The sequence below is a fragment of the Sulfurivermis sp. genome, from assembly GCF_059410345.1.
This window is the reverse complement of sequence record NZ_JBLJDO010000006.1, coordinates 37,179-52,292: the sequence shown is the minus strand read 5'-3', so window position 1 is coordinate 52,292 and position 15,114 is coordinate 37,179. Positions and strand designations below refer to the sequence as shown.

Sequence of the window (15,114 nt, the reverse complement as noted above, 5' to 3'; positions counted from 1 at the left end):
ATAAAGCTGTCACATTTGCCGGGCATAACAATCAGTGGATGTCATCCGCGGAAGGAGCCGTCAATGAGTGAGTGCGAAGTTCTCAAGCACTGCCCGGTCTGGGGCAGTTTGAATTCCAATATGAATTACGTCTGGATCAACAACTACTGCAAGGGGCCGCGGCGTGAACGCTGCGCGCGTCTGCAGTTGCTGCGTGCAGACAAGACGGTCCCCGCCGACCTGCTGCCCAATGGCACCCGCATCCATGGCCTGAAACAGTCAGCCTGAGTGTTGGTGCAGCCAGGCGGCCAGCTCGGCCGCCGGCAGCGGTCGGCTGTACAGATAGCCCTGTATTTCGTCACAACCAAGCTGGCGCAGGATCTCCAGTTGTGCCGGCGTTTCCACGCCTTCGGCAATCACGGCGAGCCCCAGGCTGTGTCCCAGATTGACCACGCCCGAGGCGATGGCACGGTCATCGGCATCCTGCTCCAGATCGCGCACGAAGGACTGATCCAGCTTGAGCTTGTGCAGCGGAAAACGCTTGAGATAGGCGAGGCTGGAGTAACCGGTGCCGAAGTCATCCACCGCAACCTGTACGCCCAGCGCATGAATCCTGTTTAGTACGGCAAGGGTGTTTTCCAGATCCTGGGCCAGCAGGCTTTCGGTAATCTCCACCTCCAGATGGGTGGGATCCAGACCGCTGTCGGACAGTGCATGCGTGACCACCGCAAGAATATCGCCCAGCGCGAACTGCCGCGTGGAAACATTGACAGCCATCAGCAGTGGCGGCAACCCCGCATCCTGCCACGCCTTGTTCTGGCGACAGGCCTCATATAGCACCCAACTGCCGATCTTATCGATCAGGCCGCTGTCCTCGGCGATGGGGATGAACTTCGCCGGTGAAACCGTGCCCAGTTCGGGATGTACCCAGCGCAGCAAGGCCTCGACGCCGATCACTTTGCCGCTGGCGAGATCGATCTGCGGCTGGTAGTGCAGGCGCAGCTGGTTGTTATCCACCGCCCCGCGCAACGCGCTCTCCAGGGTCAGCCGCTCCATGGCGGCCTCGTTCAACTCCGGTGTGAAGAAGTGGTAGCGATTGCGGCCCAGTTCCTTGGCCTTGTACATGGCGATATCGGCATTTTTGTGCAATTCATCAAAGTTGTTGCCGTCGCGTGGAGATACCGCGATGCCGATACTGGCGCTGATGCTGAGGCTGTGGCCGTTGATGATAAAAGGTTCGGCAAGGCGGGTGAGCAGGTTGCGTGCCACATGTGCCGCACTGGCCGCATCGCTGTGGCTAAGCACGATGAGGAACTCATCACCGCCAAGCCGGCCCACCGTGTCGGCATGGCGCAGCGCTGCGCGGATGCGCTGTGTCGCTTCCTGCAACAGGCTGTCGCCGCTCAGATGGCCGAGGGAGTCGTTGATCGTCTTGAAGTGATCGAGGTCGAGAAACAGCAATGCCGTCTCGGCATGCTCGCGGGCGGCTTGAGTGAGTGTCTGTACGGCACGGTCGCGCAGCAAGGTGCGATTGGGCAATTCGGTGAGCGGATCGTAATAGGCGAGATAGCGGATGCGATCTTCGGCCTGTTTGAATTCGGTGATATCGGTGGACACAGAGATGTACTTCGTTATCCGGCCTTGCGTATCGTGAACCGCAGAGATGGATGCCAGCGCTGGATACAGTTCGCCGCTCTTGCGCCGGTTCCACAACTCACCCTGCCAGTAGCCGGTTTCGGTGATCGTATGCCACATAGACTCATAAAATGGCTGATCCTGCCGGCCGGACTTGATGGTGCGGATATGTTTCCCGATGACCTCGTCGGTGGTGTATCCGGTAACCTTGGTGAAGGCGCGGTTGACGCTGACGATGCGGGAATCGGCGTCGGTGATGACGATCAGTTCGCGGCTGTTGTCGAATACCAGGGCGGAAAGGCGCAACTGCTCATCGGCCTGTTTCTGCTCATACAGGCGGCCGATCTGTTCGGCCAGCATGACGAGCAGGGTTCTCTCCTCAGGCAGGAAAAGTTCTGCAGCTATCGTGGTTGCTGACGCATTGCAGCGCGCCTCGACCATGCCGATGGCGTGCCCCTGGCGCAGGATGGGGGCGGAGATCGACGGCGCATCCATCTCCTGTCCGGAGGTGTAGGTGTGGCCGTCGAGTACGATGCATGCCCAGGCATGCTCGGGCTGTTGCAGTGCCGGCGGGATGCGCTCGGCTATCCGCAGCAACATGTCTTCCAGCGACAGTTCGTGCTGCGCCATGATCTCGGACGCATCCAGCAGACAGCGCAATTCCTTGACCCGTTCGTTTAGCTCATAACTGCGGCGCGCCAGGGCGGCCTCGGCCTGGTGACGGCGCTCCTCGCCCAGGAAGTTGTCCAGCGCAAAGGAGATATCCAGCGCCATTTCATCCAGCAGATGCACCAGGTCAGCGGTGAACAGATGCGCCTCGCCGGCGTAGAGATTGAGTGCGCCGACGACCTTTCCTTCACGACGCAAGGGAAAGGCGGCAGAGGCGAGAAAACCGGCAGTACGGGCCCGCTCGTGCCACGCCAGGGTGTGCGGGTCATGGAGGAAATCGTTGCACAGGTAGTGTTCGCCGTTGCGAATGGCGGTGGCTGTCGGGCCCTGGCCCTGCGGCAGAGCCGGGTCGATCGACAGGTGCAGATTGGCCAAATAGTCCGCCGGCATGCCGGTGCTGGCGACAGGTTGGATATTCCCTGCCGCATCAATGAATCCGATCCACGCCGCCGTTATGCCGCTGTTTTGTACGGCGATGTCGCAAATACGCGGCAGCAACTCGTCCAGTGTCTGGCTGCGCACGATGGTGGTATTCGTGCCGCTCAGGGTGGCGTAGAAGTCACTGACGCGACGGGTGTGCTGCTCGGCCTGTTGCAGCGCAAGGTTTTGTGCCGCCAGTCGGTTGGTCAGGCCGCCGAATTCACGCGCGAGCAGGGCAATTTCATCATGACCTTTGATCTGGGGAATGGCGCCGTGGTGGACGCGCCAGCCCTGGATCGCGCCGGTGAGCCGCTCGATACGACGCACGACGAAGAAGTGCAGGTAGAGCCAGAACATGCCGGCGATGACCAGGGCGCCAATAAAGCTGTAGGCGGCGTGCTGCAAGGCCTCGTGGCGTGCCGCGGCGTGTAGTTCGGTGGTGTCGTAACTGAATACGAGCGCACCGATGCGGCTGGCGCGCAACTCCCCCTGTTCCAGCGGCAAACGCAGTGGGTACACGGCGCGCAATATCGTGCCATCGGCGTTGAAACTGCTCTGGCCGGCCAGTGTCTGGCGCGCCGCGTCCAGCATGGCGTCGCTTGGTGCATCCGGCAGGGTGGAGAGCGGTCGTTGCAGCAGACGGTAGTCGGTGCTGTAGAGAACGATATTTTTCTCATCGGCCAGTGCCGCCCAGCGCAGGTTGGGCTGGGTGACGACGCTGTACAGGGTGCGGCGCACCCCTTCCCAATCTTCACGACTCAGGGCGTCACGCAACAGAACGGAAAGCTGGCTGCCACTGTGGGCGGCGCGCTGGTTGAGTAAGTGGCGGATATCGTGATCGGCCTGGCGCAACTCCAGGAAATGGATCAAGGCCAGCAGTGGCAGACTGGAAAGGATCAGTGCCAGAGGAATGATGCGGCGCAGGGGATACAGCCAGATCATGGCACGCCGCCCAAGCCAATGGCCTGTATCACCGGCCGCGACAGCAGCCCGTTTTTCTGCATGACCTCCTGCAGGCGCAGCATGGTCGGGCGCAGATTGCCTGTGCCGTCGCCAAGCAGGGTCTGATTGGTGGCGCGATCTGCCAGCTGCATCAACCGCCACGTCTCCAGCAGTTCTGCCGCATCGATATGAATGCGGCGGCTCAGTTCCGGGGCGGCCGCGGCCGGGTCGGCCTGTAGACTCGTCAGGGCCAGAAAGTAGGCGTTGCGCAGGGCGGCCAGCACCGCACCATGGCTGCGCAGGGCTTCCTCACGCACTACCAGTACATCGACGATCTCGCCGGGGAGCTGCTGGCTGGAGAATATTTGCCTCGCCCCGGCAGCGAGCAGACGGCTGCGCTGTGGGTCGAAGGTGATCACCGCATCGACCTTGCCGTTGCGGAAGGCGGACTCATGTTCCTGCAACGGGGTGTGCACGATGGTGAGATCACGGCTGGATAGCCCGGCGTGCTCCAGCAGCCGCGCCAGCAGGTAGGCACCAAGGGCATTGGTTTCCACACCGATGCGTTGCCCGCGCAGTTGTTGCGGCGCGTCGATGCCGGGACGCGCCACTACCACATCGGCTCCATTGGAGATGGAGAAAACCAGTATGATACGCAGCGTATGGCCACCCTCTGCCAGATGCAGCGCCTCGTCCAGGGTGACGGCGGCGGCGTCGATGGCGCGGTTGCGGAAGGCGCGCAACACATCTTCGGTATTGTCGAAGTCCACCAACTGGATCGGCTGGCCCTCGAACAGGCCCAGGTTGCGGGCGTGGTACAGCCCCAGATAACCCGGCCAGGGGTTGCTGCCGACCCGCAAGGTGGGCGTCGGGCTGCAACTCAGCAGGACAATCAGGCTGAGCAGGAGGACGAGCCGGGGCAAGTAGTGTAAGCACATGGTTAGGGCCGGCGATTTTTGTTGACAGTATACAGACAATGCCGCTGATTCCATGTTCGGCACGAGGGTTTTGATGTTTCAGTTTTCCGCACCGCCGCCGCTGAGCCTTTATGTGCACATCCCCTGGTGTGTCCGTAAATGCCCATATTGCGACTTTAATTCCCATGAGATTAGCGAGGATATCCCCGCCACCGGGTACGTCGACGCCTTGCTTGCAGATCTGGAGCAGGATCTGCCGGCGGTGTGGGGGCGGCCGGTGTCGAGCGTGTTCATCGGCGGCGGGACGCCCAGCCTGCTGCCACCGGAGGCGCTGGATCGGTTGCTGTCCGGGCTGCGTGCCCGGCTCAAGCTGCTGCCCGAGGCGGAGATTACCCTGGAGGCCAATCCAGGCACCGTGGAGGCCGGGCGCTTTGCGGAGTTTCGTGCCGCCGGCATCAACCGCCTGTCCATCGGCGTGCAGAGCTTCAATGATACCCTGCTGGAGCGTCTTGGCCGCATCCACGGCCGGCGTGAGGCGTTACGCGCTGCCGAGGCAGCCCACCACGCTGACCTTACCAACTTCAATCTCGATCTGATGTTCGGCCTGCCCAGCCAGTCGTTGGCGCAGGGCATTGATGACATCGCCACCGCCATCGCCCTGGAGCCGGCCCACCTGTCCTATTACCAGCTCACGCTGGAGCCCAATACGGCGTTTCACCACCGTCCCCCGACGCTACCGGCAGAAGAAGACATCGACGCCATCCAGCGCCAGGGCCAGGCGCGGCTCGCCGCCGCGGGCTATGCTCAGTACGAAGTATCCGCCTACGCGCGGGCCGAGCGGCAATGCCGTCACAACCTGAACTACTGGCGCTTTGGCGATTATCTCGGCATCGGCGCCGGCGCTCACGCCAAGCTGACCCAGGCAGCAGAGGGGCGCATCGAACGGTTGTGGAAGAAACGTAATCCGCGCGATTATCTGGCGGCGATGAACAAAGTGGCTGGGCGCAGCGTGTTGAGTCGCAGCGATGCCGCCTTCGAGTTCATGCTCAATGCGCTGCGCCTGGTGGACGGATTCGATACCGAGCTGTTCAGCCAGCGCACCGGTCTGGCGCTCACTGTGGTCACGCCGGCCCTGCAGGAGGCGGAACGGCGCGGGCTGATCACCTGGGACACGCAACGGGTGTGCCCGACGCCACAGGGACGGGATTTTCTCAACGATCTGATCGAGCTGTTTCTGGACGGCGATGACTGACGACAACGATTACCGCCCCATCGACTGCGGCCTGTATTCCGAGTACGAGCTGGCCATCATGCAGCGCCGGCGCTGGCGCATGCACTGGCGCGACGAGGCGGGTGACGATCATCTGGAAACCCTGCGCCCTACCGACCTGCAAACGCGCCAGGGCCAGGAGTTCATGTATGCGCTGACCGACGGCGGCGCCGAGCGCTGCATCCGCCTGGATCGCATCATCAAGATTGAAGCACTGGAAGGAGTGAAGTGATGGGTGGCGGCGAACTGCTTTCCCTGTTGATCAACATCGCTGTGGGCGCCTACTTCGCCTGGTATTACCCACGCAGCGTGCGCGGCAAGCTCGAGCGCATGCCGCGCATCTTCACCGTGTTGAACAAGGTGCTGCCGCCGGTGGGTTATCTGCTCATCGCGCTGTCGGTGATCTACGCCCTGCTGCGCGTCAGCGACGTGCTGTAAGCCGTTTCAATCCATATAGCTGCGTGCCTCGCTGCCGGGGTCCGGCAGGCCGGCGATGCGCCAGGCCTCGCGGGCGCCATGGAACAGCCGTTCTACGCAGTGCTGATCCAGGTGGCTGTGCAGGCAGGCCAGGTGCATGGGCGGCGGTGCACCGTACTGCACGAAGTGTTCGCGCAGGTAGCGGATGACGCGCCAGTGTTCATCTCCCAGCCGACCCACACCGTCAGCAACGGCCAGATTCTCCGCCATCTGCTCGGTCCAGCGCCCGCTGTCGCACTCCATGCCCAGCCGGGTATCGCGCATCAGTTCATGTTCGGTAGTCATGACACACCTCCCCTTTCTCCACCAAGGAGAAACACAGTATTTATATCAAGTATAGCTGTCGCCAGCGCCGATCAAGAGGGGGCGGGCGGGGGTGTTTTTGTAGGGCGGGCTTCCGCCCAGCAACAACCTCAAATGCCGCCCGGCTGCACCACCCGGGCCCGCAGCTGGCCGCAGCCGCCGTCGATGTCCTGGCCGGCGGAGTTGCGTAGCTTGGCGAGGATGCCGCGCCGGTGCAGCAGGCGGATCATTTCGGCGGCCCGTTCCATGGCGGGGCGCGTGTGACCGAGGCCGTCCACCTCGTTGTAGGGGATGAGATTCATGATGGCGTACTTGCCGCGGAGCAGCCGCACGATGCCGTCCAGCTCCTCGTCACTGTCGTTGATGCCTTCCAGCAGGGTCCATTGGTACTGAATCGGATAGTCGGTGGCGCGGGCGTAACGTTCGCTTTCCTCCACCAGTTCCTCCGGGTCGATGCGCGGCGCCTGGGGCAGCAGGCGGGCGCGCAGCTCGGCGTTGGTGGTGTGCAGCGACAGGGCCAGTGCCGGTTTCACCGTGCATTGCGGCAGACGCTCGAACACGCGCCGGTCGCCCACCGTGGACAGCACCAGGTTGTTGTAGCCCACGGCGCCCAGGGTGCCGAGCAACTCGATGGCATCGAGCACATTGTCCAGGTTGTGCGCCGGTTCGCCCATGCCCATGAACACTACCTTCTTCACTGGCCGCAGCCGCCGCGCCAGCGCCACCTGCGCCACGATCTCCGCGCTGCCCAACTGGCGCAACAGGCCATTACGCCCGGTCATGCAGAACACACAGCCCACCGCACAGCCAACCTGGGTCGACACGCACACCCCGCCGCGCGGCAGCAGCACGCTCTCGATGGTCTGGCCGTCCGCCAGCCGCAGCAGCAGACGGGACGAACCGTCACTGCCCGGATGTTCCGAGTGCAGTCGTGCCAGATCATCCAGTTTGCCGTTGATGATGGGCAGCGCGTCGCGCACCGCCAGAGGCAGAAATTCCTCCGCCGGACGGCGGCGCGTACCAACCGGAATGGCCTGCAGCCACGCGCGCAGCAGCCGCGCCTCGTGGGCGGGCCGAGCGCCGTGGTCACGTAGGAGTTGGCGAAGGTCATCGGTGCGCATGGGGAGCGCATGATAGCCGGAAATCTCTCCGCACTCCTCCTGCATGCGTGGTGGGAGGCCGGGAGTATAGTTAAACCATGACAGACGACCTACCCATCCTCCTGTTCGGCGCCTACGATCGCCACAACTTCGGCGATCTGTTGTTTCCCCATGTCGCCGCCGCCCTGCTGCCAGGCCGCCGGCTGATTCATGCCGGTCTCGCCGCGCGTGACCTGCGCACGTATGGCGGCCACCAGACCCGGGCCATTGCGTCACTGGCTGTGGAATTGCGTGGTCAGCCCCTGCACATCCTTCACGTCGGCGGCGAACTTCTCACCTGCGACGCCTGGGAGGCGGCAGTGATGTTGCAGACGCCGGAGCGGGCGCAGGCGATCATTGCCCGCTACGAACACGATATGGTGGCGCGCCGCGCCTGGGCAATGCAGGCTGTCGGTTCAGGCGACCAGGCTCCGTATTGCATCGCCCGCGGGCTGTTCCCCACGGCACGGAAGGTGGCCTACTGCGCCGTCGGTGGCGTGGGCCTGGCCGAGCGCTCCGCTGCCATGCGTGACGAGGTGCTGGCCAAGCTGCGCACGGCCGATAGCGTCAGTGTGCGCGACCAGGTGACGCAGGCGCATCTCGCCGCTGCCGGCATCAACACCATGTTGATGCCCGACCCGGCGGTGTTGGTGCAGGAACTGTTCGGCGATGAAATCAGAAAGCATGCCCACCACGGCGAGCCGGCCCAGGTGCGGGCCGCCTTGCCGCAAGGCTATCTCGCCGTGCAACTGAGCGCCGATTTTGGCGACGATGCCACGCTGAACCTCATCGCAGTTCAGCTCGACGAGGTTGCCCGTGCCACCGGCCTCGCCATCGTCCTGTTCCGCGCCGGCGCCGCCCCCTGGCACGACGACCTCGCCTGTTATCGCCGCCTCGTTGCCCCCATGCATGCCCCGGCCGTGTGGCTGTTCAGCTCGCTGCACCTGTGGGATATCTGCGCCCTGATCGCGAACAGCCGCGGCTACTGTGGCAGCAGCCTGCACGGGCGCATCATCGCCGCAGCCTACGGATTACCCAGGGTCAACGTGCGGTGGAGAAATTCAGACGAAATACCATCAAAACTACAGGCCTATTGCGACAGCTGGGAGTTGCCAGGCCTGCCCGCGCGGCTGGCGGTGGATGCGATCGGTGATTTCATGCGTGATGCCGTTGCCATTCCGCGCGCGGAATTGTTGCAACATGCCAGGGAGATGGCGCTTGAATGCCGGCACGGCTTCACCCAGCTCATTGCAACACTGGAATAATCAACCCGCCTATACCAGTCTATAGTCCATTCTTTCTGGCGGACCATTAAGGTCTGTTTAAGTTACGCCAGCCATACTTTGCGCCACACAAATGTCGTGGGTACGATGCCATGCAATTAACCCCTGTCGTCTTAGCCCTGTGCGTGGCACTGGCCGCCACAGCCGGTCGCGCTGCCGGCAATGAAACATCCACCGCTCCACTGCTAGTCGCCAGCCCCGAACTGAGCATCAATGACGTGTACGCGGCGGCATTGGGTAGCGACCCGCGCAGTGGCATTGCCGCCGCCTACCGCCAGGAGGCTGACGCGTTGGCGGCGCGGGCCGACAGCCTGTTGGCGGGCGCGCCGGCCCTGACCCTGCGGCACCAGACGGACCAGGCGGGCACCAATCGCGGCCTGCGCGAGTGGGAGGCGGGTGTGGAGCTGCCGCTGTGGCGGTGGGGCCAGCGTGCGGCGAGCCGTAGCCAGGCAACGAGTACGGGCGAGCTGGCCAGCGCCCTGGGGCGGGCGCTACAGCTGGACGTGGCCGGGCGGGTACGCGAGACCCTGTGGTCGCTGGCGCTGGCCGAAGAGCAGCGCAATCTGGCAGGACAGGCGTGGCTCGCGGCACAGGCGCTGGAGCAGGATGTGCGGCGCCGGGTGGAGGCAGGGGATCTGGCTGAGGCCGACTTGCTGCTCGTCCGCGACGACACCCTCGCCAAACAGGACGAATATCTACTCGCAGTCAGCGAGGTGCGAACGGCGGAACAGCGCTATCTGTCGTTGTCCGGTCTGCAGCGGCGGCCTGCCGAATTCAATGAAGCACAAAGCACACGTCAACGCATCGACGCCGACCATCCATTGTTGCTGGAGGCGCAGTATCGCGTAGAGCAGGCACAGGCAGAGCTGCAACGGGTGCGTGCGGCGGGCAGCGACAATCCGATGATCATTGTTGGCACGCGGCGTGATCAGGAGCCGGTGGCGAAGACCACCCACGACAGTATCGGCGTATCTTTGCGCCTCCCCTTCGCGGGCAGTAGTCATGCCGGGCCCGGTATAGCCGCCGCCAACAATCAGTTGGTACAGGCGCAAAGCGAGCAAGTGGCGCTACAGCGCGCGCTGGAGCTGGCCTTGCACGAAGCGAAACAAGCGCTGTCCACGTTGCGTATCGAGTTGGAGCTGGCGCAGGAACAGCAAGTGATGGCGCAGGAAAACCTGCGCATGGCCAGGCTGGCCTTTGACTTGGGCGAAATCGATCTGGTGCAACGCCTGCGTGCGCAGACCCGCGCCTATGCCGCCGAGCGCACCCTGCATATACGCAAGCTGCAACTGCAGCAGGCCATAGCCCGTTACAACCAAGCTGTTGGAGAAATTCTATGAAGCCGCTATTGCCCGTAGCCATCCTGGCTGCACTGCTGTCACTGCCGGTCGGCGCCGCCGACCTGCCGGTCAAGGATGTGGTGATGACGGTTGCACAGCAACAGGCGCTGGGTGTTACCACGGCGGAACCCGAGGCGGTGCGCAGCGTTCCTGGTCAGGAGTTGCCAGCGCAGGTCACGGTTGCGCCAGATCAGGTACGCTTGCTCGCGGCGCCACAGCCAGGCTTGCTGGAATACATGCCGAGCGCCGTGGGTGTTGAAGTGGTGGAGGGACAGGTCATTGCGCGTATCAAAAGCCCGGAACTGGTGACGCTGCAGCGTGATTTCTTGCAGACGCTCAGCCAGCAGCGGCTGGCGCAGAACGCCATGGCACGCGATGAGATGCTGTTCAAGGAAGGTATCATCGCCCGACGTCGTTACCAGGAAACACAAAGTGCGTTCGACGAAATGAATGCCGCATTGGAAGAGCGACGCCAGGCATTGGCACTGGCAGGCATGGCAGCGCAGGACATCGCCGAGTTGCAGCAGCAACGTCGCCTCAGTACCACCTTGCAGGTGCGCGCGCCGATTACTGGCGTAGTCATTGAGCGCCTGGCGGAACCGGGTCAGCGCCTCACCATGAGCGATCCCATCTATCGCATTGCCAACCTCGACCAACTATGGCTGGAAATCCGCGTGCCGTTGGAACAGTTGCCCAGTCTGGCCGCCGGGGCCGAAGTGCGCGTGGCGGCACTTGGTGCAACGGGGCGCTTGCTGAGTGTGGGGCGCGACGTCGATGTCGCCAGTCAGACGGTGCGGGTGCGTGCCGAACTCACCGCAGGCTCCGGTGCGTTGCGCCCAGGTCAGTATGTTCAGGCGTCCATCGCCAGTATGGTCGGCGAGGGTCGCTATCAGGTGCCGGCAGCGGCAGTGGTGCGCAGCGGGCAGCACAGCATTGTGTTCGTGCAGACCGCAACAGGCTTTTCACCGCGTATCGTCGAGGTGCTGGGAACACAGAATGGCAAGACGGTGTTGGTCGCGAAGTTTGCTGCGCAGGAGCGGGTGGCGATCACCGGCCTCGCCGCTGTGAAGGGGGCCGCGATGGGCCTGGGCGGAGGTGAATGATGCTGGCGCGCTTGATTCAGTTTGCCCTGACCCAGCGCTTACTGATTCTGCTCGGGGTTGTGGTGCTGATTGGCGCCGGCACCGTGGCGTTTCAGAGCATACCCATTGATGCCTTCCCGGATATCTCATCCACTCAGGTGAAGATCATCATCAAAGCGCCTGGTATGACGCCGGAGGAGGTGGAGCAGCGCATCACAGCCCCCATCGAGGTCGAAATGCTGGGCATTCCGCACCAGGTAATGCTGCGTTCGGTGGCCAAGTATGCGCTGACCGATATTACCGTCGATTTCGAGGACGGCACCGATATTTACTGGGCGCGGCAACAGGTGGCGGAACGACTGAACGCAATATGGCCTGATTTGCCCACCGACATCAGCGGCGGCCTTGCGCCGATGACGACGCCGTTGGGTGAGATGTTCATGTTCACTATCGAAGGTGACACCCTCGATGCAATGGACAAGCGTACCCTGCTCGACTGGACCATCCGTCCGGCGTTGCGTACCGTGCCTGGCGTGGCCGACGTCAATGCGCTTGGTGGTCTGGCGCGCGCCTACGAAGTGGTGCCCGATTCGATGCGCATGAACGCGCGCGGCGTCGGTATGAACGAATTGGTTACAGCACTGGAGGCCAACAACCGTAATGACGGTGCGGGCCGGCTCAGCGAAGGCGACGAGGCGCTACTGGTGCGCGCCGAAGGCGCCATCCGATCGCTGGAGGATGTACGCGCTATCGTGGTGAAGTCGGCTGCGGGGGTGCCGGTACGTGTGGGCGAAGTGGCCACGGTACGTATCGGTTCCCTTACCCGTTACGGTGCCGTGACGCGCAACGGTCAGGGAGAGACAGTGGAGGGGCTGGTGCTGGGGCTGCGCGGCGCGAACGCGCGCGCGGTGGTGGGTGGGGTGCAAGCCAAGCTGGATGAATTGGCGCCGGGCCTGCCGCAGGGCATCACCATCAACGTGTTCTACAACCGCGGCGATCTGGTGGCCAAGGCCGTCAACACGGTGAGCAAGGCGCTGACCGAAGCCATCGTGCTGGTACTGCTGTTGCTGGTACTGTTTCTCGGCAACCTGCGTGCCGCGCTCACCGTGGCCTTGGTGCTGCCGCTGGCGGCCTTGATGACCTTCATCCTGATGCGTCAGTTTGACATGTCCGCCAACCTGATGAGCCTCGGTGGCCTCGCCATCGCCATCGGCATGCTGGTGGACGCGGCGGTGGTGGTGGTGGAAAACATCGTTACCCATCTGGCTCACGGCGAGCAGCAGCAGCGGTTGCCGCGCCTGCACCTGATCTATCGCGCGGTGCGTGAGGTGGGTGTTCCGGTGACGTCCGGCATTTTGATCATCATCATCGTATTCTTGCCACTGCTGACCTTGCAAGGACTGGAAGGCAAGCTGTTCATCCCGGTGGCGCTGACCATCGTGTTTGCCCTGGCCGCGTCGCTGCTGTTGTCACTGACGGCCATTCCGGTGCTGGCGTCGTTCCTGCTAAAAAAGGTGAGTCACGAGGAACCGTGGGTGGTGCGCAAAGTTACCGACGTGTACCTGCCGGCTCTGCGCTGGTGTCTGGATCACCCGCGCCCGATCATTGCCAGTGCGCTCGGTCTGCTGCTGCTGACCGGTGCTGCTTATACCCAGATCGGCAAGGCCTTCATGCCCACCATGGACGAGGGCAGTATTCTGGTGCAGCTGGAGAAGCTGCCTTCCATCAACCTGGAGCAATCCGTCGCGCTTGATCTGCGCGTGCAACGGGCGCTGCTGGAAAAGGTGCCAGAGATATCCGGTGTGATCGCCCGTGTTGGCTCCGATGAGCTGGGTCTCGATCCGATGGGTCTCAACGATACAGACAGTTTTCTGGTACTCAAGCCGCGTGCGGAGTGGCGCATGAAAACCAAGGAGGAACTGATCGATGCCATCCGGCAGGTGATGAATGATATTCCAGGCATTAATTTCGGCTTCACCCAGCCTATCGAGATGCGCATTTCGGAAATGCTTACCGGCGTGCGCGGTGATGTGGCGATCAAGATATTTGGCACGGACATCGGTGGGCTCGATGGATTGGCGCAACAGATCACGGCCTTGATGAATACAATCGACGGCGCCGAAGACGTGCGTACCTCGGAGAATTCTGGTGTGCAGTATCTGCAAGTCGTAATCGATAGGCTTGCTGCCGGCCGGTTGGCTCTGTCAGTCAACGAGCTGGAAGCGGTGCTTCGTGCTCAGGTCGAGGGTCTGAATATCGGAACCGTGCATGAGGGCAATCGCCGCACGCCGCTGATGCTGCGCGGCAGTGAGGAGTTGCGCACGGCGCCCGAGCGATTTTCCGCCATGCAGATTACGCTGCCAGATGGCCGCAACATCCCGCTGTCCACCATTGCCATGCTGGAGCGGACGGAGGGGCCGGTGAAAGTGGCGCGCGAAAAGGCGGCCCGTTATACGGTGGTGGTGGCCAATGTGCGTGGGCGTGACCTGGTCGGCTTCGTCGATGAGGCCAAGGCCAAGGTGGCCGCACAGATCAAGTTGCCTGCCGGTTATTACGTCGAGTGGGGTGGCCAGTTCGAGAACCAGCAACGTGCGGCCAAGCGGCTGTCCTTCGTGATTCCTGTCGCTATCGGTCTAATCTTCCTGCTGCTATTTTCCACCTTCGGCTCGGTACGCCAGGCCGCACTGGTGCTGACCAATATTCCGTTCGCGATGATCGGCGGCGTGTTCTCGCTGTGGCTGTCCGGAGAGTATCTATCGGTCCCGGCATCGGTGGGGTTCATCGCCCTGCTGGGTATCGCCGTGCTCAACGGCGTGGTGATGGTGACCTATTTCAATCAGCTGCGCGCGCATGGCATGGCGCTCGCCGATGTCGTGATCGAAGGTGCCCACCGCCGTCTGCGCCCGGTGCTGATGACTGCCAGCATCGCGGCCTTTGGTCTGGTGCCGCTGCTGTTTGCCAGCGGGCCGGGTTCGGAAATCCAGCGTCCGCTGGCCATTGTGGTGATTGGTGGTCTGGTGACCTCCACGCTGCTGACCCTGATCCTGTTGCCGATCCTCTACCGCCGTTATGGCACGAATGGTTAGGAGCGTAGAAATGCATGAGTGTCTGCTGGTCATTGTGACTACCCCGGCGCTGGAGGAGTCGCTGGTGGACTGGTTGTTGGCGCGTGAGTCGTTGTCCGGCTTCAGCAGTACGCGCATCGACGGGCATGGCAGCCGGCAAACGGAATTGTCCCTGGCCGAACAGGTGATGGGCCGGCAGCGCAAGGTGATGTTCCATGTACACACCGACTGCACGGCAGTGACGATGTTGCTCGAAGCGCTACGTGCCGATTTCAAAGGCGCCGGCCTGCATTACTGGGTCATGCCGTTGCTTGATGCAGGAAAAATCACATAGTCAGGTACCGGTAACCACGTTGATTTCCTGTTGACGCCACCTCTAGGGAAGGTCTGAATAAGTCCATCCTGGACTTCTCAGCCCACGTGAACCGAAAAATGTGATTTTCGATCGCTTCATTTTCCAATGACTTATGGTCGTCGGAACATGGCGGCATATCCCTGTGCGGCGGAAGCTCTGAACTTATTCAGAGCTTCCCTAGGCGGCGTGTTGCATTGATACCCGCCACCAGTCCGACCCACGCCCGTGGTGTCGATAT

General features: G+C 62.6%; 13 protein-coding genes. 9 read left to right on the top strand and 4 right to left on the bottom strand.

What is annotated here, in order from left to right:
- The first annotated feature begins 63 nt into the window (after nucleotides 1-63).
- Nucleotides 64-267, top strand: coding sequence for a hypothetical protein (locus tag ACMV8A_RS06895; RefSeq protein ID WP_495325024.1), 204 nt, complete (start codon nucleotides 64-66; stop codon nucleotides 265-267).
- Here ACMV8A_RS06895 and ACMV8A_RS06890 read toward each other — a convergent pair.
- Together ACMV8A_RS06890 and ACMV8A_RS06885 are read right to left on the bottom strand one after the other, a co-directional pair.
- Nucleotides 259-3,645 carry an EAL domain-containing protein gene (locus ACMV8A_RS06890; RefSeq protein WP_495325023.1) on the bottom strand — a complete coding sequence of 1,129 codons (3,387 nt, stop codon included), beginning with the start codon at nucleotides 3,643-3,645 and terminating at the stop codon, nucleotides 259-261. The genes ACMV8A_RS06895 and ACMV8A_RS06890 overlap by 9 nt on opposite strands.
- Complete coding sequence (locus tag ACMV8A_RS06885) at nucleotides 3,642-4,568, bottom strand: ABC transporter substrate-binding protein (RefSeq protein ID WP_495325022.1); 927 nt, start codon at nucleotides 4,566-4,568, stop codon at nucleotides 3,642-3,644. Before ACMV8A_RS06885 ends, ACMV8A_RS06890 begins: the two co-directional genes overlap by 4 nt.
- An 88-nt stretch (nucleotides 4,569-4,656) precedes the next feature.
- Between ACMV8A_RS06885 and hemW the strand changes: the two genes are divergently transcribed.
- From hemW to ACMV8A_RS06870, 3 genes are read left to right on the top strand one after another with little or no spacing between them, the layout of a single operon-like run.
- Entirely contained in the window at nucleotides 4,657-5,814 is a 1,158-nt protein-coding gene (gene hemW / locus ACMV8A_RS06880) for a radical SAM family heme chaperone HemW (RefSeq protein WP_495325021.1), read from the top strand.
- Entirely contained in the window at nucleotides 5,807-6,064 is a 258-nt protein-coding gene (locus ACMV8A_RS06875; protein WP_495325020.1) for a transcriptional antiterminator, Rof, read from the top strand. The genes hemW and ACMV8A_RS06875 overlap by 8 nt, the downstream gene beginning before the upstream one ends.
- Entirely contained in the window at nucleotides 6,064-6,270 is a 207-nt protein-coding gene (locus ACMV8A_RS06870) for a hypothetical protein (RefSeq protein ID WP_495325019.1), read from the top strand. Before ACMV8A_RS06875 ends, ACMV8A_RS06870 begins: the two co-directional genes overlap by 1 nt.
- A gap of 6 nt (nucleotides 6,271-6,276) precedes the next feature.
- Here ACMV8A_RS06870 and ACMV8A_RS06865 read toward each other — a convergent pair whose 3' ends face one another.
- Both ACMV8A_RS06865 and ACMV8A_RS06860 read right to left on the bottom strand, forming a co-directional pair.
- Nucleotides 6,277-6,594 carry a TusE/DsrC/DsvC family sulfur relay protein gene (locus ACMV8A_RS06865; RefSeq protein WP_495325018.1) on the bottom strand — a complete coding sequence of 106 codons (318 nt, stop codon included), beginning with the start codon at nucleotides 6,592-6,594 and terminating at the stop codon, nucleotides 6,277-6,279.
- Between the two features lie 128 nt (nucleotides 6,595-6,722).
- Nucleotides 6,723-7,733 carry an RNA methyltransferase gene (locus tag ACMV8A_RS06860; RefSeq protein WP_495325017.1) on the bottom strand — a complete coding sequence of 337 codons (1,011 nt, stop codon included), beginning with the start codon at nucleotides 7,731-7,733 and terminating at the stop codon, nucleotides 6,723-6,725.
- A gap of 77 nt (nucleotides 7,734-7,810) precedes the next feature.
- Here ACMV8A_RS06860 and ACMV8A_RS06855 point away from each other — a divergent pair, with 77 nt between their 5' ends.
- The 5 genes from ACMV8A_RS06855 to ACMV8A_RS06835 all read left to right on the top strand — a co-directional run bounded on the left by ACMV8A_RS06855 (nucleotide 7,811) and on the right by ACMV8A_RS06835 (nucleotide 14,855).
- Nucleotides 7,811-9,016 (top strand): polysaccharide pyruvyl transferase family protein, encoded by a 1,206-nt coding sequence (locus tag ACMV8A_RS06855; RefSeq protein ID WP_495325016.1) that lies wholly within the window; start codon nucleotides 7,811-7,813, stop codon nucleotides 9,014-9,016.
- 110 nt (nucleotides 9,017-9,126) lie between these two features.
- Nucleotides 9,127-10,374 carry a TolC family protein gene (locus ACMV8A_RS06850; RefSeq protein WP_495325015.1) on the top strand — a complete coding sequence of 416 codons (1,248 nt, stop codon included), beginning with the start codon at nucleotides 9,127-9,129 and terminating at the stop codon, nucleotides 10,372-10,374.
- Complete coding sequence (locus tag ACMV8A_RS06845) at nucleotides 10,371-11,477, top strand: efflux RND transporter periplasmic adaptor subunit (RefSeq protein WP_495325014.1); 1,107 nt, start codon at nucleotides 10,371-10,373, stop codon at nucleotides 11,475-11,477. Before ACMV8A_RS06850 ends, ACMV8A_RS06845 begins: the two co-directional genes overlap by 4 nt.
- Nucleotides 11,477-14,542 (top strand): efflux RND transporter permease subunit, encoded by a 3,066-nt coding sequence (locus ACMV8A_RS06840; protein WP_495325144.1) that lies wholly within the window; start codon nucleotides 11,477-11,479, stop codon nucleotides 14,540-14,542. Before ACMV8A_RS06845 ends, ACMV8A_RS06840 begins: the two co-directional genes overlap by 1 nt.
- A gap of 10 nt (nucleotides 14,543-14,552) precedes the next feature.
- Nucleotides 14,553-14,855 carry a DUF3240 family protein gene (locus ACMV8A_RS06835; protein ID WP_495325013.1) on the top strand — a complete coding sequence of 101 codons (303 nt, stop codon included), beginning with the start codon at nucleotides 14,553-14,555 and terminating at the stop codon, nucleotides 14,853-14,855.
- Nucleotides 14,856-15,114: the final 259 nt, after the last annotated feature.